At 71.9% G+C, this 20,915-nt stretch carries 19 protein-coding genes, 1 pseudogene and 1 riboswitch; of the genes and pseudogenes, 15 read left to right on the top strand and 5 right to left on the bottom strand.

Translation table 11 applies throughout. The features are described from left to right. On the bottom strand, positions 1-1,855 hold a 1,855-nt coding region (locus KBI5_RS04895), incomplete at its 3' end, for a PASTA domain-containing protein (protein WP_241882658.1). 269 nt (positions 1,856-2,124) lie between these two features. Further along, positions 2,125-2,238, top strand: a riboswitch (TPP riboswitch). Positions 2,239-2,389: 151 nt separating this feature from the next. Here KBI5_RS04895 and KBI5_RS04890 point away from each other — a divergent pair. From KBI5_RS04890 to KBI5_RS04835, 12 genes and pseudogenes are all read left to right on the top strand, one after another. Continuing rightward, on the top strand, positions 2,390-3,247 hold the full coding sequence (locus KBI5_RS04890; RefSeq protein WP_232235029.1) for a thiazole synthase: 858 nt from the start codon (positions 2,390-2,392) through the stop codon (positions 3,245-3,247). Then, positions 3,244-4,410 carry a 2-iminoacetate synthase ThiH gene (gene thiH / locus KBI5_RS04885; RefSeq protein WP_085014432.1) on the top strand — a complete coding sequence of 389 codons (1,167 nt, stop codon included), beginning with the start codon at positions 3,244-3,246 and terminating at the stop codon, positions 4,408-4,410. Before KBI5_RS04890 ends, thiH begins: the two co-directional genes overlap by 4 nt. A gap of 39 nt (positions 4,411-4,449) precedes the next feature. Further along, the gene (locus KBI5_RS04880) at positions 4,450-5,685 is read left to right on the top strand and encodes an FAD/NAD(P)-binding oxidoreductase (protein WP_085014431.1); all 1,236 of its coding nucleotides are present in this window, start codon (positions 4,450-4,452) and stop codon (positions 5,683-5,685) included. Between the two features lie 237 nt (positions 5,686-5,922). Beyond that, positions 5,923-7,584: a Gfo/Idh/MocA family oxidoreductase gene (locus KBI5_RS04875; protein ID WP_085014430.1), complete on the top strand. Its 1,662-nt coding sequence runs from the start codon at positions 5,923-5,925 to the stop codon at positions 7,582-7,584. A gap of 127 nt (positions 7,585-7,711) precedes the next feature. Further along, positions 7,712-8,035, top strand: a complete 324-nt coding sequence (locus KBI5_RS04870) for an Rv2175c family DNA-binding protein (RefSeq protein ID WP_023841271.1) — start codon at positions 7,712-7,714, stop codon at positions 8,033-8,035. A gap of 65 nt (positions 8,036-8,100) precedes the next feature. After that, positions 8,101-8,358: a sulfur carrier protein ThiS gene (thiS, locus tag KBI5_RS04865; protein ID WP_011437456.1), complete on the top strand. Its 258-nt coding sequence runs from the start codon at positions 8,101-8,103 to the stop codon at positions 8,356-8,358. Beyond that, entirely contained in the window at positions 8,339-9,052 is a 714-nt protein-coding gene (locus tag KBI5_RS04860) for a thiamine phosphate synthase (protein ID WP_085014429.1), read from the top strand. Before thiS ends, KBI5_RS04860 begins: the two co-directional genes overlap by 20 nt. Positions 9,053-9,081: 29 nt before the next feature. Then, positions 9,082-9,462, top strand: a complete 381-nt coding sequence (locus KBI5_RS04855) for a lycopene cyclase domain-containing protein (RefSeq protein ID WP_011437454.1) — start codon at positions 9,082-9,084, stop codon at positions 9,460-9,462. Continuing rightward, a pseudogene (locus KBI5_RS04850) lies at positions 9,459-9,752 on the top strand (lycopene cyclase domain-containing protein); the annotation flags it as partial. The gene KBI5_RS04855 and the pseudogene KBI5_RS04850, both read left to right, overlap by 4 nt. A 316-nt stretch (positions 9,753-10,068) precedes the next feature. After that, positions 10,069-11,061, top strand: a complete 993-nt coding sequence (locus KBI5_RS04845) for a hypothetical protein (RefSeq protein WP_241882657.1) — start codon at positions 10,069-10,071, stop codon at positions 11,059-11,061. Positions 11,062-11,277: 216 nt separating this feature from the next. Continuing rightward, positions 11,278-12,369, top strand: coding sequence for an MBL fold metallo-hydrolase (locus KBI5_RS04840; protein ID WP_085014427.1), 1,092 nt, complete (start codon positions 11,278-11,280; stop codon positions 12,367-12,369). Positions 12,370-12,416: 47 nt separating this feature from the next. After that, positions 12,417-12,998, top strand: coding sequence for a TerD family protein (locus tag KBI5_RS04835; protein ID WP_011437450.1), 582 nt, complete (start codon positions 12,417-12,419; stop codon positions 12,996-12,998). Between the two features lie 27 nt (positions 12,999-13,025). Here KBI5_RS04835 and KBI5_RS04830 read toward each other — a convergent pair whose 3' ends face one another. Next, positions 13,026-13,343, bottom strand: coding sequence for a hypothetical protein (locus KBI5_RS04830; protein ID WP_011437449.1), 318 nt, complete (start codon positions 13,341-13,343; stop codon positions 13,026-13,028). Between the two features lie 182 nt (positions 13,344-13,525). Here KBI5_RS04830 and KBI5_RS04825 point away from each other — a divergent pair, with 182 nt between their 5' ends. Beyond that, positions 13,526-13,966, top strand: coding sequence for a CoA-binding protein (locus tag KBI5_RS04825; protein ID WP_116289839.1), 441 nt, complete (start codon positions 13,526-13,528; stop codon positions 13,964-13,966). Here the strand turns inward: KBI5_RS04825 and KBI5_RS04820 are convergent. Both KBI5_RS04820 and KBI5_RS04815 read right to left on the bottom strand, forming a co-directional pair. Continuing rightward, entirely contained in the window at positions 13,908-15,695 is a 1,788-nt protein-coding gene (locus KBI5_RS04820) for a hypothetical protein (RefSeq protein WP_085014425.1), read from the bottom strand. The two genes, KBI5_RS04825 and KBI5_RS04820, sit on opposite strands and share 59 nt — an antisense overlap. 18 nt (positions 15,696-15,713) lie before the next feature. Continuing rightward, positions 15,714-17,180 carry a glycosyltransferase family 2 protein gene (locus tag KBI5_RS04815; RefSeq protein WP_085014424.1) on the bottom strand — a complete coding sequence of 489 codons (1,467 nt, stop codon included), beginning with the start codon at positions 17,178-17,180 and terminating at the stop codon, positions 15,714-15,716. A gap of 403 nt (positions 17,181-17,583) precedes the next feature. On the opposite strand from KBI5_RS04815, the gene KBI5_RS28355 reads away from it, so the two are divergent. Both KBI5_RS28355 and KBI5_RS04805 read left to right on the top strand, forming a co-directional pair. Further along, positions 17,584-17,970, top strand: coding sequence for a DUF5999 family protein (locus tag KBI5_RS28355; RefSeq protein WP_011437445.1), 387 nt, complete (start codon positions 17,584-17,586; stop codon positions 17,968-17,970). A gap of 216 nt (positions 17,971-18,186) precedes the next feature. Continuing rightward, complete coding sequence (locus KBI5_RS04805) at positions 18,187-19,698, top strand: bifunctional phosphatase PAP2/diacylglycerol kinase family protein (RefSeq protein WP_241882659.1); 1,512 nt, start codon at positions 18,187-18,189, stop codon at positions 19,696-19,698. 41 nt (positions 19,699-19,739) lie between these two features. Here the strand turns inward: KBI5_RS04805 and KBI5_RS04800 are convergent, their stop codons facing one another. Next, entirely contained in the window at positions 19,740-20,576 is an 837-nt protein-coding gene (locus tag KBI5_RS04800; protein WP_011437443.1) for a hypothetical protein, read from the bottom strand. Positions 20,577-20,915: the final 339 nt, after the last annotated feature.

Raw genomic sequence — 20,915 nt, 5'->3', positions numbered from 1 at the left:
CGCCGGGTGAGATCGGCTGCCCCACGTCGGGAGAGACCCCGAAGACCTCACCGGGCTGCACGGCGTCGTTCACGGCGTCGGTGCGCTGCACCACGAGGCCGATGTTCAGGCCGACGAGCTCGGCCTTGGCCTCCTCGAACGACTTGCCGATGATGTCGGCCGGCACCGGCTTCGTCGCGGGGCCCGTCGAAGTGATCACGACGACCTGGTCCTTCGGCTTGAGCGCGGTGCCGGCCCCGGGGTTCGTACCGATCACATGGCCCGCCGGCACCGTGTCACTGGACTGTGGGCTCAGGCCGCCGAGGGTCAGGTCCACTTCGGCCAGCCGGGCCTTGGCCTGGGTCTCGGTGAGGTTCGCCAGGTCCGGCACGCGCACCGTCGCGGGGCCGGAGCTCAGCCGCAGGGTGATGAGCGCGCCCTTGTCGACCTTCGATCCGTCCCGGGGATCCTGCTGGGCGACGTGGCCGACCGGTACCGTGGCGCTGGCGACCGGGTCGAGGTAGGTGAACTGGAAGCCGGCGTCGCGCAGCATTTTCTCGGCGTCGGATCTGCTCAGGTTCGTCAGCAGCGGGACCTCGGTCCCTCCGCCGGACAGGGAACGGAACGCGAGGATCCCGAGCAGCAGGACCAGGACGGCCATGCCACCGACGACGACCGGGATGAGCCCTCGGGAGCGTGGCGATGCGGCGGCCCGTCGCCGCCCGCGCCCGCCACCGCCCCCGAGATAGGCCGTGGCGGTCGGCGAGGGCGGGGAGGCGGATCGATAGAGCGCGCCGGTGCCTGGCTGGCCCGGCCCGGCACCGGCGAACGCGCGCTCCGCGGCGGCCCCCGGCCCGGCGCCCCGGGAGTCGTCGTAGTCCTCGGCCTGGAACGGCTGGGTGTACCCGGGCTCCTGGGTGTACCCGGGCTCCTGGGGGTACCCGGGCTCCCGGGCCCCTGAAGGCCGCTCGGCCAACCCGATCCGTTCGATCTCGCCGGTGAACCCGCTCGGGTAGGCGTCCTGCGGGGGCAGGAACGGCTCGATGCGCCGCAGCTCCGCCAGCAGGGCCGCACCATCGACCGGCCGGCGCGCCGGGTCGCGGGCGGTGGCCCGGAGAACAAGACCGTCCAGCTCGGCGGGAATGCCCTCGATCATGGTGGACGGCGCCGGCACGTCGCCGTGGACCGACTGGTAGGCCACCGACATCGGGGTGGCGCCGCTGTGCGGGAGCTGCCCGGTCAGGGATTCGAAGAGCACCACACCGGCGGCGTAGACGTCGCTGCGGGTGTCGGCGACGCCGTGGGTGACCTGCTCGGGGGCGAGGTACCCGACAGTGCCCATCACCACGCCGCCGGTGAGTGCCTGGGTGGGCTGGCTCACCGGACGGGCGAGGCCGAAGTCCGCGACCTTCACCTGGCCGTCGTCACCGAGCAGGATGTTCTCGGGCTTGATGTCGCGGTGGATGATGCCGGCGGCATGCGCGGCGGCGAGGGCCTCGATCACRGGCTCGATGATCTCGATGGCCTCGGTGACCGGGAGCCGACCCCGGGCGCCCAGGTGCTGGCGCAGCGACCGGCCGCGCACCAGCTCCATCACCAGGTAGTTGACCAGACCGGCGGGGATGTGGTCGGAACCCTGGTCGAGGATGGAGACGACGCGCGGGGTGTTGAGCCGTGCCACGGCCTTGGCCTCGCGATGGAAACGGGTGACGAACTCCGGGTCGTGATTGAGAGTGGGATGCATGACCTTGAGGGCGACGAGCCGGTCCAGCCGGTTGTCGTGCGCGACGTACACCGTCGCCATCCCGCCGACGGCGAGCCGTTCCTGCGCCGTGTAGCGGCCGTCGAGAAGCCGACCTACGACGGGGTCGGCCACGGTGGCATCCACGAGGGAGAGTTTACGATCGTTGTCGAAGGATGCCGCTACCGAGCCCCGCGAGGTTAACCCGGATACGTCGTTCGAGCGAGAAGTACCTCGTCGCGCAGCATGGTGTCCACCGGGTGAAACCCGGGTGCCCACATTGAATCGGTTCTCAAGGCCGCGATGATCGTCGACGGGCGTGGATCAGTGTCGCAGATCGGCGTCGCAGATCGGCGTCGCGGCGGGACACCCGAAGCCGCGGCCAGGAAGCAGCGGTTACACTGTCGATTGCTCCGGGGAGCCCACGGACGTGGGCTGAGAGGCTGGCCAGTATCCCGTCGGCGACCCGTATACCCGATCGCGGTCATGCGCGCGTGGGGAGGATGAAAGATCGTGTCGCAGCACCCCCTACGTCCTGCCGGTTCCCGTCCCGGCGATTCTCCCCCCGACGGTTCCTGTCCCGATGGCCTCGCCGGTGAAGGTTCCGCCGTCGGCGGCGGGGGTGGTGGTGAGGCCGGACCCGGTGCCGCGGGGGCGGACGATCTCGTCATCGCCGGGCGGGCCTACGGCAGCCGGCTGCTGATCGGCACCGGGAAGTTCGCGAGTCACCGGGTGATGCGGGACAGCCTCGTCGCATCCGGTGCCACCATCGTCACCGTGGCGCTGCGCCGGGTCGACATCGGCCGGATCGGTGACGGCGACGTTCTCGACTTCATCCCGCCGTCGATGACCCTGCTGCCCAACACCTCGGGCGCGGTGGACGCGGCCGAGGCGCTGCGGCTGGCCCGCCTCGGGCGGGCGGCGACGGGCACCGGTCTGGTCAAGCTGGAGGTCACCCCGGATCCGCGCACCCTGGCGCCGGATCCGCTGGAGACCCTGCGCGCCGCCGAGCTCATGGTGGCCGACGGCTTCACGGTCCTGCCCTACTGTTCGGCCGACCCGGTGCTGGCCCGCCGGCTGGAGGAGGTCGGCTGCGCCACCGTGATGCCGCTGGGCAGCTGGATCGGCTCGAACCGCGGGCTGCGCACCCGGGACGCGATCGAGGCAATCGTGGCGAGCGCCGGGGTGCCGGTGGTCGTGGACGCCGGGCTCGGGGTGCCCTCGGACGCGGCCGAGGCGATGGAGATCGGCGCGGCCGCGGTGCTGGTCAACACCGCTATCGCGGTGGCCGCCGATCCGGCGCGCATGGCGCGGGCCTTCGCGCTCGCCACCGCCGCCGGCCGGTTGGGTTTCCTGGCCGGCCGAGGGGCTGCCGGCCCGGCCACGGTGGCGTCCGCCTCCTCCCCGCTCACCGGGTTCCTCGGCGCCCACCCGTCACCGGCGTCCCACCCGTCACCGGCGTCGCCCGTGCCCTCGGTGTCCCGGGCGACGTCCCCGGCTGCGGTGGTGGGCGAGGCGTCCAGGTGAGCGCCCCGCCAGGGGAGTTCGCGCGCGAACTTGCCGGTCACGACCTGGCCGGGCTGTCCGCGATGTCGCGGCGGGCCACGTCCGCCGAGGTGGACACGGTGCTGCGGCGGGTTCGGCCCGGATCCGGTGGGTCGGCCACCCCCCGGATCGGTCTCGCGGAGCTGGCGATCCTGCTCTCACCCGCGGCCACCGCCCGGTTGGAGGAGCTGGCGATTRCCGCCCGGGAGGCGACCCTGCTCCGGTTCGGTCGGGCGGTCCGGCTGTTCGCCCCGATGTACGTGTCGAACGCCTGCCTGTCGTCCTGCACCTACTGCGGCTTCGCCAAGGGCCTGCCGGTGGTGCGCCGCACGCTGGACCTTGAGGAGGTGGTGGCGGAGGGACGCCTGCTGGTCGACCGGGGGTTCCGTCATCTGCTGCTCGTCTCCGGCGAGCATCGCGTCGAGGTATCGGCCGACTACCTCGTCGCGGTGGTCGAGCGGCTACGGCCGATGTTCCCCTCGATCAGCATCGAGACCCAGACCTGGTCGGACGACACCTATGCCCGGCTGGTGCGTGCCGGGTTGGAGGGAGTCGTCCATTACCAGGAGACCTACGACCGGGCCCGCTACGCCGAGGTGCACGTCGCCGGCTGGAAGCGTGACTACGACCGGCGGCTGTCCTCGTTCGAACGGGCCGCGCGGGCCGGGGTGCGCCGGCTCGGGATCGGCGCGCTGCTCGGGCTCGCCCCGGACTGGCGCGCTGACGTGCTCGCGCTGGCCGCGCACGCCTCCTTTCTCTCCCGTCGCTACTGGCGGACCGAGGTCTCGATCGCGCTGCCGCGCATCAAGCCGAGTGCCAGCGGGTTCCCGCCGGTCGTCGTCGTTGACGACGCGGAGTTCGTCCAGGCGTACGCGGCCCTGCGCCTGTTCGAGCCGGACCTCGCGCTGTCGCTGTCGACCCGGGAGCCGGCGGTGCTGCGCGACGGGCTCGTCCGCATCGCCGTGACCACCATGAGCGCCGGCTCCTCCACCGAACCCGGCGGCTACACCACGCCCGGCACGGCCCAGGAACAGTTCTCGATCTCCGACGAGCGTTCGCCGGCACAGATCGCCGCGATGCTCGCCGAAGCCGGGTACGAGCCGGTGTGGAAGGACGCCTTTCCGCTTGTCGACCCGGTGCGGTGACGGCGGCCCGGCGTCGCGGGTCGTCGATAGTCTGCTCGAATGCAGCGAATAGTCGTCGTGGGCGCGGGAATGGCGGGGGGCCGGGCCGCCGCCGAGGTGCGCGCGCGTGGTTTCGCGGGAGAGGTGATCCTGCTCGGGGCGGAGCCGCACCGGCCCTACGATCGTCCGCCGCTGTCCAAGGCGGTGCTCTCCGGCCGCATCGACGACACGACGTTGCCCTTCGACCTCGACGGGGTCGAGGTGCGCCTCGGACGGCGGGCGACGGGCCTGCGACCGGGCACTGTGGAGACCGACGCGGGGCCGCTGGACTACGACGGCCTGGTGCTGGCGACGGGAGCCGACCCGGTAACCCTGCCGGGCGACGGCCCACAGCGGGTCCTGCGTTCCATTGACGACGCCCGGGATCTGCGTGGCGCCCTGCGTCCCGGCGTCCGGCTCGTCATCGTTGGTGCCGRCTGGATCGGCGCGGAGGTCGCCACGGCGGCGGCAGCGATCGGTGCCGAGGTCACCGTCGTGGAGGCAGCCGCCTCGCCGCTGTTCGCCGCGCTCGGCGCGCAGGTGGGCCGGTGCACGATCGCGTGGTACGCCCGGGCCGGGGTTACCCTGCGCCTGGCCACGGCCGTGGAGCGGGTCACCCCCGACGGGCTGGTGCTGGCTGGCGGTGAGGAGCTGATTGCGGACGAGGTTGTCGTCGGCGTCGGGGTGCGGCCCGGCACCGCCTGGCTCGCCGGTTCCGGGCTCGCCCTCGACCGGGGAGTCGTGGTTGACGAGCATCTCGCCGCCCGGTGGACCCATGGTGCCGACGGTGCCGACGGCGACCGGCCGCCGGTGGTCGCGGTCGGTGACTGTGCTGCTTGGTGGTCGCGTCGCTACGGTCGGCGGCTGCGGGTCGAGCACTGGGACTGCGCCCAGCAGTCGCCCGCGGTCGCGGTCAGCACGCTGCTCGGCGGGGAGGCCGTCTATGACCCGGTGCCCTACTTCTGGTCGGAACAGTTCGGCCGCATGGTGCAGTTCGCGGGACTCCCTTCGGCAGAGGCTGCCCCGGTGTTCCGGGGCGATCCGGGCGTCGTCGTGCCGCCCGACGGCGGGCGTCCGTCTGGCTGGTCGGCCGGGTGGTTCGCCCCGGACGGCCGTCTCGAGGCGCTGGYCACTGTGGGGCGCCCGATGGACATGGTCGCCGGTCGCCGGTTGATGGCGGCCGACGGTATCCCGGATCGGGAGCRTTTCGCCGATATCTCCGTGTCGATGAAGGAACTGGCCGCGGCAAGTCGATGACGCCCGGTGACGACCCGGTGTTCCCGGTGCTCCGGATTTTCCAGGCGTTCCAGGCGTTCCAGGCGTTCCGATCGGCCGGACGGCGGGATTTCTGGATATCAGGATCATTGGTACTCTTGCCCGGCATTGCGTTATGTATGCATCCTTGTGTAAATCTTTGCGCGGATCTTTATTTGGATCTTTGTTTGATGACCCCAATCGCCGGAACGTCGGGAACAGTCACTAGAGTGCGGAGACGTGCCTCGCATTCACCTGGTGTCGAACCTGGYCGGTGTGAACGCGCTCGGCGACCATTTGCGGGCAGCGGGTCTCGGCCCGACCTCGGCACGGTCGGCCGACGCGCTTCTCGTGCTCATCGACCGTCCGCTCGACCACGTCGAGCAGGAGTTGCTGGACCGGGCCCGGCAGACCGTCCCGGTCCTGCTCGCCGGGCCGACCATGCGGGCGCTGCCGCCGGGAAGTCCGCTCATCGAGGCGTCCGGTTTCATCCCGGGGCGGACCACCGCGCCCTACGACCTGCGGTTGACCGTCGGGCCGCAGGGCGGCGCGGTCATGGCCCGGTCCGCGGACTTCCGCCCCCGGGAGAGCTGGATCATCCCCGACAAGATTGCCGACGACGTGGAGCGGCTGCTCCTGGTCCGGCACGAGATGGGCGAGCATCCCGTCTGCACCTGGCGGCCCTCCACGGGCCTCGGCATATTCACCCTGGGTACCGGTCCCGCCGTGCTCGCCGATCCCGCCTACCAGCGGCTCGTGGGACGTTGGCTGCGGCACTGCCTCGGCRTGCTCGACGCCGCGCCGGCCAGGGTCGGGCTGCTGGGCACCCCGGACATCACCGGGACGCACCACTCGGCGGTGGACGCGACCGAGGGCCTGGAACTCGCCGCCCTCTGCGACGGCGGTGCCGGCCGGCTCCCGGCGCACGCGGCGGGTCGCCCGCCGCGCCGCGTCGACGACCCGGACGACCTGGTCAACGATCCGGATCTCGGGGTCGTCATCGTGGCCACACCGACCCACACCCGTCTCGAATGGGCTGGTCGTGCGCTGGAGGCCGGCAAGCACGTCGTCGTGCACGCCCCGCTCTGCCTGTCGACCCCGGACGCCGACCAGCTCGCGGAGCTCGCGGAGGCCCGGTCCCTGGTGCTCGCGGTGTATCCGGAGGGTCGGGACGACCCGGGCTACCGGGCGGTCCGCGCCGCCGTGCACCGCGGCGCCGTCGGCGAGCCGCTGCGGCTGGACGCCCACCGGGGCGGCTTCCGCCGGCCAGCYGGCACCTGGCACGACGACGAGCGGATCAGTGGTGGGCAGCTCCATGATCGGGGCAGCGCCTGCGTTGACCAGATCCTCGCCCTCGTTGACGAGCCCGTCGAATGGGTCAGCGCGTCCACCGTCAAGCGGGTCTGGCACCACGTCAGCAACGCTGACCACAGCCGGCTGCTGCTGCGTTTCGCGAGTGGGGCCGAGGCGCAGGTCACGGTCTCCGATCTGACGGTGGCCCGGCGCCCGCGGTTCGAGGTGCTCGGGTCCACCGGCTCGCTGATCCTGGACGGGGCTTTCCGGGACGGCGGGGCTTTCCGGGACGGCGGGGCTTTCCGGGACGGGGAGGGGAAGCTGGTGCCGCGGTTGGGACGGCACGCCGGTCGTCGGTCCGAGGTCGAGGCCGAGATACTCGAGGCGGAGGCGGGGTCGCTCGTGCTGATCACCCATGACGGGGTGCGCAGCCACATCCCGCTGGCACCCACCTCGGGCAGTACGTTTCACCGGGACCTGGCGGACTGTCTCGTCTCGGGCTGGCCGCTGTCCGGCTACGGCGTGCAGACCGCCCGTCCGGTGGTCGCGGTGTTGGAGGCGGCGGTGCGCTCGGCGGCCGCGGGCGGCGCCCAGGTGGCTGCGCTCTGACCCGTTCCGGCCGGACCGTCCCGGCCGGAAACCGCCTGGTCATCCCCTCGCCGAGGGGCGCGGCCAACGTCCGCGGCCGCGCCGGCACCATACGACGCCATCGAGACTTAGGTGTTTACTCTTGACCATGGACTGGCTGACCCTGCCTGACGTCGCCGATCAGCTGCAGGTTCCCGTGACCCGTGTCCGGCAGATGGTGCGCGACCGGACGCTACTGGCCCGGCGGGAGGGGGGCGTCCTGCGGGTGCCTGCCGATTTCATCCGGGACGGCGCCGTCGTCAAGGGGCTGCCCGGCTTGCTCACGGTGCTGGCCGACGCGGGGTTCACCGATGAGGATGCGCTCGACTGGATCTTCCGGGAGGATCCGAGTCTGCCGGGCACCCCCATGCAGGCACTTATCGAGAACCGTGGCAAGGAGGTCAAACGGCGGGCCCAGGCGTCGGCCTTCTAGCCCCGGCCCGGTCCCGGCCGTACCCACCGCCCGCACGGCGGGCGCTGCTCCCGTAGGGTCGAAAAATGGTCGATCGTCCGCCGCACTTGCACCCGCGTGCGCACCCGGAGCCGCTCGCCCGGGCGCGGGTCGTCGTCAATGGTGCGCCGCGGGGYATCCCGGGTGGCCAGCCGCTGCCCGACCTGCTCGCCGAGCTGGGCCTGCCGTCTGGTTCGGTGGTGGTCGAGCACAATGGCGTGGCTCTGACGCCGTCCGAGATTCCCGCCGTCCGGCTCGCCGACGGCGACATTTTGGAGATCGTGCGTGCTGTCGCCGGAGGTTGAGGGATCGTCGCCGCGCGCCGGTGGGCCAGCCCGGGCGGACCGGTTGCGGCGGCTGGCCGACGCCCGCCTGTACCTGTGCACGCCGCGTCGGGCCGAGTTCGACGCCTTCCTGAGCGCCGTGGTCGGCACGCCCGAGGCCCCCGGGGTCGATCTGATCCAGCTCCGGGAGAAGGGGCTCGAATGGGACGAGGAGCTCGGCGGGCTGCGGCGGGTGCAGGCCGCCGCCGGCGCCAGGGGAGTGCTGGTCAGCGCGAATGACCGCGCCGACCTCGCCGCCTTCGCCGGGGTCGACATCCTGCACGTCGGTCAGGGCGACATCCCGCCGCGGTTTGCCCGGCGCCTGGTGGGCCCGGACGTGCTGATCGGACAGTCGACGCACGATCCCGACCAGTTCCTCGCGGCGCTCGCCGACCCCGACGTCGACTACGTGTGCGTGGGGCCGGTGCACGCCACGCCCACCAAGGAGGGCCGGCCGCCGGTCGGCCTGGGTCTGCCCCGGCTGGCCGCGCGGCACGCTCCTCCGTTCGCTCCGGGCGTGAAGCCGTGGTTCGTCACCGGTGGCGTCGGTCCGGATACCCTGGATCAGATTCTTGCGACGGGAGYGCGCCGCGTGGTGGTCGTGCGGGGCCTCACCGGGGTCGAGGATCCGGCCGCGAGCGCTGTTGCCCTCGCTCGGCGTCTGAGAGCTGTCTGAGAGTTGTCGATGCGCCGTCCGAGCCGCCGATGCGCCATCTGAGCTACCTCGCGGTCCTGGCGGGATGCCTGCTCGGAACGGCGCCGCTTGAGGTGTTTCTGGGCACCCGGGTGTACGCCCGGCCGGTTCGGCTGCTGCTGACCCTCGCCCCCGTCATCGTGATCTTCGTTGTCTGGGACCTGTTCGCCGTCTCCGCGGGGCACTGGAGCTTCGACCGGCGCCGCATCACCGGGATCCTGCTTCCGGGGGGCCTTCCCCTGGAGGAGCTGCTGTTCTTCGCCGTGGTGCCGATGTGCGCGATCCTGACGCTGGAGGCCGTGCGCGCGGTGCGGGGCTGGGACGTCGGCGACGAGCCCGCCCATCCGAGCGCGACGCGTTCCGATGGGACTCCCGATGGTGATCGGCCGTGAGCTACACGGCCCTGGCGGTCGTCGGGGTCGCGTTGGCGATCGCGATGGACCTGTGGGTCCTGCGGACCCGGCTGCTGACCCGGCGGGTTTTCTGGACTTCCTATGCGATCATCGCGTTGTTCCAGTTGATCTCCAATGGGATCCTCACCGGGTTCGGCATCGTCGTCTACGACCCCCGCCGGATCCTCGGCCCGCGGATCGCGCACGCTCCGGTCGAGGATCTGCTGTTCGGCTTCGCGCTGGTGACCCAGACGTTGGCATGGTGGGTCTGGTGGGGGCGCCGGCTGCGGGGCGGGCCGCCCGGCAGGCCTCGCAGCCGGCGGACCGGGGAGAGCCGGGAGGCCAGCGACAACGGCGACAACGGCGACAACGGGGTCAATGGGGAGAATCGGGGCATCCCGTCTCGACCCGAGGGCCGAGAGAGATCTCGGCGTACTTCGTGACGGAAACGAGCGAATTGGTCCCCTAGCGAGAATCCGTCGGCTTAATCTCGTCACGATGACGCATGATGGTGCGGGGGGCCCGGGATCGCCGGGACGTCACCGTTCTCCCTGGGGGCGTTCAGGCCGGATCCTGCCGATCCGGTGGGGACGCATCATCGCTGTGGTGGCTGTGTTGGTCGTCATCGTTGCGGGTCTGGTGGTTGTGCGTGGGCGGATGGCCGGYGACCATCGTGCGGGTTCCTCCGGAGGCAGGCCGGGTGCGCCGGTCGCAGCGCCGGCACCCACGCCCGGTGACGAGGACGGGCCGGCGGACGTGACGGCGGCCCCGGTCACTGCCCGGCCGGGTGCCGGTCCGGCCCTTTCCACCGCGTCCGCGGCCTCCCCGAGCACCGGCATCGGGTCGGTTTCGCCACGGGTTGCCCCGACCGCCGCGAGGCCGCGGACCGGACCGCCGCCCGGGTCACCGGCCGTCCCGGTCGCTGCGCGGCCCGCCGGCCCGGCCCTAAGCCTGAGCTCGACCAGGGTCGACCTGGGTGACGTCGACTCCGTCTGGCGGCTTGACCTGCGTGGCGAGGGCACGGCGCCGGTCGACGTCGTGATCGGCGCCAGCCCGTCCTGGCTAACCGTGGTGCCCGGCCGGTCGCGGATCGATCCGGGGGCCGTCGTCCCCCTGGTGATCACTCTTGATCGGGCGGCGGCACCGTCCGGACCGATCGATGTGACCGTTCCAGTCAGGCCCCGCAAGGGTGATGGCGGTGGCGACGTGCGGGTCACCGCCAGGGTCGACGGCTCGCCACAGGTGGTGTCGATGGTCGCGGCGCCGACGACGCTGTACCCGTCCGGCTGCGCGCCGGCCGCGAGGGTGACCGCGTCCCCGGTGACCGCGTCCCCGGTGACGGTGTCCACGGTGACGGTGTCCGTCGTGGACGCGACCGGCATCTTCGCCGCGGAGCTCGTGGTGAACCTCCCCGACGGAGGCAGGGCTAGTGTGTCGCTGGTCCTTGACCGGGCGACGGGTAACCGGTCGACGTGGTCCGGCCCGGTGGGCCCGGCCCGTGTGGCCGGGGCGATCACCTACACGGCCACGGTGACCGATCTCGACGGGCGGCGCTCCCGGGCACCGGGATCCCTCACCGTTCTGCCCTGCCCCTCCTGACCGGCGCGGTGACGGTGACGGCGGTGACGGCGGTGACGGCGGTGGGAAAGTATGGCGCCGCCCGGTTCGGGGGGTACCGGGCGGCGCGGTATAGCATGACAGGTTGGCCGGGACGCGCCAAGGTTCCGTCGGGTGGCGCAGGCCCAGAGACGGGTGCCGCAGGCCCGGGGCGCCGCGGTACGCGATGCACGCGCCGTCGGGCGCCGGAGAAAACGGGTGGGTGAGGTCGTGGACGCTGCTCTCGGGGATGTCGGTGTGCCGCGTCAGACCGGGCCGCAGCCGGCCGTGGAGCGGGCCGGCCGGGACGGTGCCGCGCGGTGGCGTCGGCCCCTGCCACCGGTCGAGCAGGTGCGTCCGGGACTGTGGAGTATTCCCGTCCCGTTGCCCTGGGCCAAACCGGCGCACGTGTTCGTGTACGTTTTCGAGACCTCCACGGGCCCGTTCCTGATGGACGCGGGCTGGGACTTCGACGAGGCGTTCGACGAGCTGCAGGCCGGACTGGCGATGATCGGGATGTCGGTGGCCGACGTGCGGGGCGTCGTGGTGACCCATGCGCACCTGGACCACTACGGCCTGGCGAACCGGATCCGGGAGGCATCCGGGGCGTGGGTCTCGTTGCATCGCCTGGACGAGGCGATGCTCCGGCACTTCGAACATGGTTACGCCGACCGGATCTCCGAGCTGATGATCCGGGCCGGGGCGCCCGCCGAGATGACCGAGCGGCTGCTGGCGGGCTACCAGCAGCCGGCCCCGGGCCTATCGCGACCCGACATCCTCCTCGAAGACGGCGACCGGCCGGACATCCCGGGCTGGGATCTCACCGCGCTGTGGACACCGGGCCATTCGCCGGGACACCTCTGCTTCTGGGAGCCGACCAACCGGCTGCTGTTCTCCGGGGACCACGTCCTGCCCTCGACGGCGGTCGGGGTATCCGCGCCGGAGGAGGCCGTTCCTGATCCGCTGGGGGACTACCTGCGTTCGCTGGCCCGGCTGCGGAGCCTGCCGGCCGAGGAGGTGCTGCCGGCGCACGAGTACCGGTTCACCGGGCTGGAGCGCCGGCTCGCGGAGCTCGACGCGCATCACGCCGGCCGGCTGTCCGAGGTCGTCGAGGGACTGCGCGCGGGTGCCTCGCGGGTCTGGGACGTCGCCGGATACGTGACCTGGCATCGGCCGTTCCGCAACCTGCGGGGGGTGGCGCTGCAGAACGCCGTGATGGACACGATGTCGTACCTCGCGACGCTGGAGGCAACCGGCGCGGCGCGTTCCGAGCCGGGAACACCAKACCGGTGGCGCCTGATCGAGCCGTAGGGCCCGCCGGTCGGCAGGGCGGGGACCATTCGTACTAAGGTGAGGATATGACCTCCGTGTCGCTGTCCAAGGGCGGCAATGTCTCGCTGAGTAAGGTCGCCCCCAACCTCACTGCCGTGACGGTGGGCCTGGGGTGGCAGGTGCGGCAGACCACCGGTGCCGCCTACGATCTCGACGCCAGCGCGATCATTGTGAATGACGCCGGCCAGGTCCTCTCCGACGGCTATTTCGTGTTCTTCAACAATCTGGTGAGTCCGGACGGTGCGGTGAARCACCTGGGTGACAACCTGGTCGGTGGCGGCGGCGGTGACGACGAGCAGATCAACGTCGACCTGCGGATGCTGACCCCGCAGGCGGCGAAGGTCGTGTTCACCGTGTCCATCTACGATGCCGACTCGCGTCGGCAGGCCTTCGGCCAGATCCGCAACGCGTTCATCCGGGTGACGGACGCGACGAACGGCGCGGAGGTGGCCCGCTACGACCTCACCGAGGACGCCTCCACGGAGACGGCGATGATCTTCGGTGAGCTGTACCGCTACGGTGGGGAATGGAAGTTCCGCGCTGTCGGTCAGGGATACGCCTCCGGGTTGCGCGGGATCGCCTTGGACTTCGGCGTCAACGTCTCCTGACCGCCCGGGCCTCGTGACCGCCCGGGCTCAGACCCGGCGCCATCCGGTTGCGGGGCGGGCGTTGCCGATCGTTGGCACGATCCGGGAGCGGGCACCTCGCGGCGCGACGACCATAACGCGCACAGAGCGTGTGTTGGCGTCGATCCGGTAGAGGATCCGCCAGGTCCGCCCGCTGGCCTCGTGCATGCCGACCTGCTCGCCGGGGATCGGAGTGCCGGCCTTGCGCGGATCGTCGCGCAGGGCACCGTCGAGGAACCGACGGACCTCGCCGCGGGTGAGCTCGGCCAGCTTCGACAGGTCCCGCTCGGCCGAGGCGGACAGCGTCACCTCGTGCTTGTCACTCACCGCCGGCTCCAGCCCCGGCGGCCAGCCGTCCCCCGGCGGCCGGAAGCGGGGAAAGCTCCACGTTCTCCACGTGAAGATCCTATGCGCCCGCCTCCACCGGGGCTCGTGCTTCTCGCCCCCGTTGCCGGGAATCGTTGCCGGGAACTGAGAAGTCCTTCCGCGGTCCGGATGAACCGGGCGGCATGGGCGGTTATGCGGGTATGCGCTTCGGAGATGACGACACCATTCGCCGCATGCTCACCGACACCGAGGTCTGGGCGGTGGTGGGGCTGTCCAACGACACCCGCCGGACCGCCTACAGCATTGCGGACTACCTGCGACGGCACGGCAAGCACGTCGTGCCGGTGCATCCTTCGGCACCCGTGGTCGCGGGGGAGYAGGGATACGCGACGTTGAGCGAGATCCCGTTTCCCGTCGACGTCGTCGACCTGTTTGTCCGGTCGGAGCTGGCCGGCCCGCTCGTCGACGAGGCGGTGAAGATCGGCGCGAAGGGGGTCTGGCTCCAGCTCGGTGTGCGGGACGAGGCTRCCGCGGCGCGTGCGGGCGAGGCCGGGCTGGACGTCGTCATGGACACCTGCCCGGCGATGGAGGCACCCCGGCTGGGGCTCGGCTGGAGCCGTTGATCCCCGGCTCCTCCGCGGGCGCCCGGCGCGATCGATTGAGCAGCACGAACCGGCGGGTCGCGAGCGCGGCGGCAGGCGGGAAGAGCACGAGGACGGGGAGCAGGTAGCGGTAGTCGAAGCACACCGTCGCGGCCGGGACGATGAGCGTGGCGGCCCCGGCCGCCACGAGGAGGGCCATGTCCGCCCGCAGCCGTCGATCTTCGGCGGCCCGGTCCCGCAGGCCTCTCCGGCGCCGGGAGCCACGGTTCCCCGGCGGCGCACGGCGGTCCCGTCCCGGGATCATGATCGCGACGACGGCAAGGATCACCATCCCGGCCAGGGCCGGACCGGGCGTGAAGACGAGATGCTGGTAGCTCCGCAGGAAACCGGCGGACGGCTCGCGGATGACGCGGCTGGGCGCGTCCCCGTGGAAGCCGAGCAGTGGCTCGCCGTTGTGCAGGTAGCGCGGTTCGTTACCGGTCGGGAACCGCCAGGTCGCGTCCGGCCAGTCACGGTGCCCGACCGGTCGGCCCGGGGCGAAGTAGTGCGCGATCTCCCCGCCGACCATCCGGGCGTAGTCACCGAACTGATACCGGATGACCTGGCGGGTGAAGTCGCGCAGCAGCGCGTCCCGCTTGTCGTCGGGCATGTCGAGCCGCCAGTGCGGGCTGTTGCCGTTCCAGACGTAGTAGCTGGGATCGGGCCGCCCCGCCACCGGATGCGGGGAGCACAGGACGAGCTGGCGCGTGCTCAGGTGTAGGCGATCACATTCGGCGATCGGTGCCACCCGGCCGTACATCCACACCGCGTCCCCACCGGTGAGCGCGTACTTCCCGTGCGCGTGGTGGAACCAGCCCGCGTATCCGACGAGTGGAACGGCGAGCATCACGGCGAAGGCGGCGGGCCGGAGCCATCCGACGCGACGAAGAAGCAGGTAGCCCACGGCGAGCACACCCATGGCGACCCCGATGGTGCGGACCAGGCCCGCCCCGCCCAGTAACAGGCCGGCGAGCCCGCACGCCCACACCGACGGTCGTGCCGACCAGGTCAGGGCGATCATCGCGGCGACCAGCAGGACCGCGAACAGGGTCTCGGCCATCACGTAGTGCTCGAGGACCAGCTGGTAGGCGTCCAGCAGGACCGGCGCGGCGGCGAGGGCCGCCACCGGGGCCGCCACTCGGCGGTGGACCAGCAGGACGTAGATCCCCACCCCGAGCGCCAGGCCCGCGACGTGCTGGACCACCGTCACCCACCACAGGTCGCCGGTGTGCGACAGCAGGCGCAGGAAGGCCGGGTATCCGGCCGGCCGCATCGGGTCGGGCGCGTGCAGGGTGGAAAGTCGCAGGTAGGCGTAGGAGTCTCCGCTGAACTCGAACGCCGGCCGGTAGGCGTACCCGGTGACCACCCGCAGGATCATCCCGGCGACCAGGAGAACCGCGAAGGGCAGATGCCGCGCGACCGGCTGGGCGGGTCGGGCCGGCTGGGCGGGTCGGGCCGGCTGGGCGGGTCGGGCCGGCTGGGCGGAGGCCGGACCCGATTCACGGCGCCGCGCGTTCGGGCCGTAGAGCGGGCCGGGGTGCTCCCCGGACGGCACCCGGCCCGGGGCGGCGAGGTCATCCGCGGGGTCATTCCCGGAGGCGGGGTCATCCCCGAAGACAGCGGGATCGCATAGGGAGACGGGCGCGGCGTCACCGGGCAGCGGTGGAAAGCGGCGTCTGCCCGAGACGACCATTCTGCCCAGGACGGCCATGATGAATATCCGCCGTTCTCAGAACCTGACGACCTCGGCCGGGTGTTCCGGCGCCTCGAAGCACAGGCCGAGGCCGGGCGTGTCGGCCCGTGGACCGCTCGCCTCGGCCTGGGTGGAGCCCGCGCCGGCACTCGCACCCGCACCCGCGTCAGGGCCCGTGCCGGTACCCGTGCCGGTACCCGTGCCGGTACCCGTGCCGGTACCCGTGCCGGTACCCGTGCCGGCACGGGTACCGCGGGCCGACGCCCGCTGATGCCCCCCGCTGGGTCCGGCGGTCAGCAGCCGCAGGAAGAAGGATCCGAAGGCGGTCTGCGCGCCCAACACCATCAGCGTCATCGCGAGCAGGGCCGGGCGCATCTCGTTGAGCGGTCCGAGATTGTTGACCAGCCAGCGGACGAGGACGACCACGTCCACGACAAATCCGACGATGAACAGGCCCGCGCCGAGCGCAAGCCCGCGTTCGAGGGTGAACAGGCGGTGGATGAGCGGCAGCGGCCAGCGGCGGCGCTCCTGCCAGCCGAGGGCGTGGTTGTGGACGTCGGCGCAGACCCCCAGCAGCACCAGTTGCCAGCCGAGTAGCGCCAGCAGCGCGAACAGGATCGAGAAGTGCAGGTCCAGCCGGTGGAAGCCGAGATTGAGCGAGCCGGGCAGCAGCGCCGCCTGGCCCACGATCCCGAGCGCCAGCAGCACCAGGCCGGGCAGCACGAACAGGTGCCTCGGCGCCAGCAGCAGCATGAACCGCAGGTGCCGCCAACCATCCCGCAGGGAGTGCAGCTTGGAGGCCCCGACCCGCGGATGGTAAGTGATCGGCACCTCCTCGATCCGAAGCTCGGCGCGGCCCGCGGCGATCACCAGTTCGGAGGCGAGCTCCATCCCCTCGCAGCGCAGCTGCATACGCAGGTACGCCTCTCGGCTGAAGGCCCGCATGCCCGAGTGTGCGTCGGAGGAACGGACGTCGAACAGCCGGTTCAGGATGCCGGTGAGCACAGGGTTGCCGACGTAACGGTGCAGCCAGGGCATCGCTCCCGGCAGGATCTCTCCAGCGAAGCGCGACCCGAGCACGTAGTCGGCCCGCCCGGCGCGCAGCGGAGCGAGCAGGACGCCCAGATCCGAGAAGTCGTAGGAGTCGTCGGCGTCGCCCATCACGATCAGCCGGCCTCGGGCGGCGGCGAACCCGGCCAGGTAGGCGTTGCCGTAGCCGCGCCGGGTCTCGCGGACGACCCGGGCACCTGCGGCTGCGGCGACGTCCGCCGACCGGTCCGTGGATCCGTTGTCGACAACGACGACCTCGCCCGCGGCACCCGCGGTGGCCAGTCCCGCAAGGGCCTTGCGCACACAGACGCCGACCGACTCCTGCTCGTTCAGACACGGCATGACGACCGACACCTCGACCGGCTGTCCGCCGGCACGCGGGCCGAAACCCCCGCCGGTGGGGATGCCCCCGAAGGCGTCGGTACCGGTACCGACACCCGTGGCACCGTCCATCGTCCGTACCCCCCCTTGTGGCCGGGCATGTCCGGGTCCGTGGCCGTTCACCGGTGCCTGTCCGTGGCTCTGCCGTGTCGATGCCCGGTCGCCGGGGACAACGGGCGCCGTTCATGCAGGTGGGCGCATCAGCGGAACCGGCCCACGTCATTGTTGCGGTCAGGATGGCGGAACCGCTCGGCCACCGCCCCGTAACCTACCGATCCGATGGTCCGGTCCTGTTACCGGTATCTCGCTGTAGACACCCCGTGGTCCGTCCGGCTGGTTCCCGATGTGCCGCGTTTCGCATCCGCGCTGGTCACGGCCGTTGCCCACGCTGACTTGCGAGTCAAGGGTCGCAGACACGTCGGCCCCTTCACACGCGCCTCGGTGTGACGCTTCTTACGGAGAGGCGTAACGTCTGGTGCTCGTGCAAGCTGTTCGCGTTTCAGACCCGGCATCGGCGTCCCCGGTGCCCACCGACGACCCGGAGCCCTCCTCGCCCGAGCCGTCCTCAGTTCCCCTGCCCGCTGACGCCTCACGCACAGCCGCGCTCCGGCGACGTGGTTGCCCGCACTGTCCGCCCTGCCCCACGGCGGACAGTGCGGATCGCGACGCTGCCCGGGTGGCCAGCCAGCATTGGGACCAGGGCTGGATCCTGCTGTGTAACGGGGTGATTCTGTTCGAGGACACCGGCGAGATCCTGCCGACAGGTCGCACCGTCGAGCCACGACGGGCGCTGCCCCGGCCCGGGGGCGTGGCACGGCCGCCGGCTCCGAGATGGGCGAGCCAGGCCCCGGTCGCGTTCTGACGGTCGCGTTCTGACAGGCGCGGCCTGACAGCGAGCTCCTTCTGCTCGCTCCTTCCGTGGAGTTCGGGAGGATGTGAAGTTCATCCCAGTTGATCTGGGTGTCCCCCTTACGGGTACGGTGCCGGCGTGGCGTCAAGGTCGGTGACGAGGCCGGGAAACGGGACCGCTCCCCGCTGGCCCGCGGAGAACCGGGTCGGTCGGCGCGTCCGGATCCTCATGCGCCGTGACATCGCGCTGGGCCGGACGTTCCTGCACGCCTTCACCAGTGCGGACCGGTCGCTGTTCGCGGCGCTGGCCGGCGRCAGACCGCTGCTCGACCCGGCGCTGCCGCGGCTGTCCCACGCTGCCGATCATGGTCTGCTCTGGTGGGGGGTGGCCGGGGCGCTCGGTGCGACGAAGGGACGCCGTCGCCCGGCGGCCGTCCGTGGCCTGCTCGCCCTGGGAGTCGCGAGCGTTCTCGCCAACGGGCCGATGAAGGTGGTGTTCCGCCGGGACCGCCCACCGACTCACACGATTCCCCCGCTGCGGCGGCTTCGCGAGGATCTCACGACGTTCTCGTTCCCCTCTGGGCACGCGGCGTCGGCAGCCGCCTTCGCCACCGGAGTCGCGTTGGACGCACCCGGCGCGGCGGTGCCGGTGGCTGTGCTCGCCGCCGCGGTGGCGTTCTCCCGGGTGTACGTCGGGGTGCACTATCCCGGGGACGTGGCCGCCGGCGTGCTGCTGGGGATAGGGGCGGGCCTGGCGACGACGAAGGTGATGCCGCGTCGGCCGTGGGCCCCCGCCCGGGCCAGCCCCGCGTCGGCGTGGGCGCCCGCCCTGCCCGACGGCGACGGCCTTACCGTGGTGGTGAACGCCCGTTCCGGTCCGGGTAACCACACGGACCTGCTCGCCGTGCTGCGGGCCGACCTGCCCAGGGCCCGGGTCGTCGAGGTCGACGCGGGCGGCGACGTAAGAACCGTGCTGAGGTCCGCGGCGGCGCGGTCCCGTGTGCTGGGCGTCGCCGGCGGCGACGGCACCATCAACGCGGCCGCCCAGACCGCGCTGGCGCACGGCGTGCCGCTGGCGGTCTTCCCCGCGGGCACGCTCAACCACTTCGCCGCGGACGTCGGACTCGCCGGGGCGGGTGACTCGGTGCAGGCGATACGGGAGGGTTCGGCGGTCGCCGTCGACATCGGCCGGGCCGAGGGCATCGGCGCGACGTTCAGTCGGTTCTCCCGCATCTTCGTGAACACCGCGAGCCTCGGCGGTTACCCGGACATGGTCGCCATCCGTGCGCGGTTCGAGCGCCGCATCGGCAAGTGGCCGGCGATGCTCATCGCGCTGAGCTGGGTGCTGCGCCACGAAACGCCGTTCGAGGTCGAGATCGACTCCGAGTACCGCCGGGTCTGGCTGATCTTCGTCGGCAACGGGATCTACCAGCCCGACGGGTTCGCCCCCACCTACCGCACCCGCCTCGACGAAGGGCTGCTGGACCTGCGGGTGGTCGACGCCGCGGCGTCGCTTGCCCGGCTCCGGCTGGTGGGGGCGGTGCTGACCGGCCGTCTCGGGCGCAGCCGGGTGTACGAACAACACACGGTCGAACGGGTCACGATCTCATCCCGTCAGCCCGGCCCGCTGCCGTTCGCCTGTGACGGCGAGGTCACGGAGGGAGTGGAACGCATCGTCATCACTCCGGGCGGAGCCCGACTGATCGTCTACCGGCTGCGGCGGCCCGGCGCATCCGGCTGAGCCGGGCCGGTGGACCGGCAGCCGGGCGGACCGCGGCGGCGTCAGCGACCGCGGCGGTGCTGCAACGGGATGAGCGTGTGCAGCGGGCTGGTCAGCCGGGTGAACTGGTCGGTATCGAGGAGATCCTCGACGAGCAGCGCGCAGGCCAGGTCGGCGCACAGCTCCATGACCCGCCGGTCCTCGCTCGAATCGGTGCCCCGATGGCCGCGGCAGTACGGGCACAACCGCCAGAAACCCTCGGCGGCGCTGCGCCGGACCAGGGTCCACACCCGGCGACGCCCGGTCACCACGGCGCTCGCGAAGGCGGCGTCCATCGCCATCTGATGCGCGGAGTCGTCGCGGGTGAGTGCGGACACCAGCAGGCCGTCGAAGACCTCGAGGCTGTCCGGATCGTGGCAGCGCCCGGCGAGGACCGGGAGTGCCGCGAGAACCCGCTTCACGTCCGCCGCGGCCGGGCCGAGGTCGGGTTCGTGCGAGCGCGCGCGGGGGTAGACCGTGCGCCACGGACGCATCAGTGCCGCGTACTCCGCGCGGCCGAGGATGGGCCGGGAGTAGGAGGCGGCGACCGCGTCGCGCATCGCGCGCAGAGCCGTGGCGGCGATCGTCGGTTCGACGGTGACGTACTCCGCGCCGGTGAGGTCGTCGGCGTAGATCGCGCTCAACGCGTCGAAGGCGGCCAGCACCTCGACGATCAATGGAGAGTCGGGGGAGAGCGCCTTGTCCCGGGCAGCGGCGAGGTACCCCGAGTTGCGCCAGGCGGCGGCGAGCGAGACGAGCTCCGTGTCGGTGGTGTGGACGAGTTGGGCGAGGATGCCGAGAATGCCGCGGAGGTTGGGATGTTCCTCCAGCCGCTCGATGCGACGGGCCCGCAGGATCATGCCGCCGTCCCGTCCACGCGGCTTGCGACGCCGCACTGGGACCGCCGTGGGCTCACCGCGCTCCCGCCTGTCCGCGGTTCAGGTGATGCCGCCGCGGGTGCGGTGGTCGTCGCCACACCATTCACCTCGTCCTCCTCGACCGTCGCAGCAGACGCCGCGCGGGCCTCGTCACGACCCGCAGCCGCGCGCCGGCCGGTCGGCTGGTTATCGGCTGGCCGGCCGGCTCCTGATTGACCTGACAATTGACCTGACAGCGACCTGACAGATGCCTGACCGTACCGGACCGCGACGTGGCCGTGCGATGATCGGCAGGCGGGTTTCCGTTGCTCTCCGACACCG

It is taken from the genome of Frankia sp. KB5, from assembly GCF_002099325.1.
Taxonomy (GTDB): domain Bacteria; phylum Actinomycetota; class Actinomycetes; order Frankiales; family Frankiaceae; genus Frankia; species Frankia casuarinae.
The sequence above is the reverse complement of the archived record's forward strand: the minus strand, read 5'-3'. Positions and strand labels throughout refer to the sequence as shown.

What these genes read in the sequence shown, in the direction of transcription:
- KBI5_RS04870 (WP_023841271.1), top strand. Translation starts at nt 7,712, where the DNA reads ATGGACTGGCTGACCCTGCCTGACGTCGCCGATCAGCTGCAGGTTCCC.
- KBI5_RS04855 (WP_011437454.1), top strand. Translation starts at nt 9,082, where the DNA reads ATGCGCCATCTGAGCTACCTCGCGGTCCTGGCGGGATGCCTGCTCGGA.
- KBI5_RS04820 (WP_085014425.1), bottom strand. Translation starts at nt 15,695, where the DNA reads ATGGCCGTCCTGGGCAGAATGGTCGTCTCGGGCAGACGCCGCTTTCCA.
- KBI5_RS04815 (WP_085014424.1), bottom strand. Translation starts at nt 17,180, where the DNA reads ATGGACGGTGCCACGGGTGTCGGTACCGGTACCGACGCCTTCGGGGGC.
- KBI5_RS04800 (WP_011437443.1), bottom strand. Translation starts at nt 20,576, where the DNA reads ATGATCCTGCGGGCCCGTCGCATCGAGCGGCTGGAGGAACATCCCAAC.